General features: G+C 67.7%; 1 pseudogene. It reads right to left on the bottom strand.

Features of this window, described 5'->3' with window-relative positions:
• Nucleotides 1-226 precede the first annotated feature (226 nt).
• Nucleotides 227-942, bottom strand: a pseudogene (locus CFP71_RS15325) (WXG100 family type VII secretion target); the annotation flags it as partial.

Below are 942 nucleotides of genomic sequence, written 5' to 3' on the forward strand. Positions count from 1 at the left end.
TCAGCGGTCCGGCTTCACCTCGCCCAATCCCAGGCACTGCACGATCAGAGCGCGGCGACGCTGTCTCGCATTCGCCAACGCGCCCTCGCCGCGACAGAGGAACCGTCGGCACCACTACGAAACGACCTGCTGGGAATCCTTCTCGGTGACGACACAGCAGGGACCCGCGAAGCGTGACCTGACGTAGGTTCCGACGAACCGGTGAGATCCCCGCGACTTCATCGGCTCAGGAGAGGACTTCGCCGAGCTTGTCCAGCCCTTCCTTGACCCCGGCCTCGATGCGCCGGTACGTGTCCGCCCCGGTGACCAGGCTGTCCGCGATGCCGCCGATCGTTTCCACCCCGGCCGTCAGCCGGTCGCCCGCCATCGTGACGTGCTTGGTCAGCGTGTGGCTGAAGGTGGTCGCCGCGGGCACGTCGCCGAGCAGATGCGGCACCAGTTGCAGCCGCGACATCGCGCCGGCCGCGGTGCTCAACGTCGACGTCGCCCCGTCCAGTACGCCCGCGGCACCGACCAGCGAGTCGGGATCGGTTTCGTATCCGGCGTCGCCGGGGGAGAGCGCGCCGTCGGGGTCGAGACCGAGTTCCTCCAGGGAGATCCTGGTCAGCTCCGGTTCGTCCCACTTCGAGCCAGGGTTCTTCTGGTAGCCGTAGGCGCCGGATTCGTGCGCCAGCACGATTTCCCCGTCGATCTCGACGGCTTCCTCGACGCCGTGGGAGTCGTAGCCGTCCTCGTTGCCCGGCTCGCCGCCCTTCAGCTCGATCTCCTCGCGATCGTTGAAGTCGTACCACTCCGGCGTCCGGTCCTGCCGGTAGAACTTGCCGCTGTGCCCGTCGGAGGACGAGAAGATGAACTCGTCGTCGCGCACCACGACACCCTGGACGTTGTTCGGTGTCTCGATCGGATCCCCGGCCTCGTCCGGCCGGGGTGAGCCGTCCGGAC

This window comes from Amycolatopsis thailandensis, from assembly GCF_002234405.1.
In the GTDB taxonomy this organism is placed as follows: domain Bacteria; phylum Actinomycetota; class Actinomycetes; order Mycobacteriales; family Pseudonocardiaceae; genus Amycolatopsis; species Amycolatopsis thailandensis.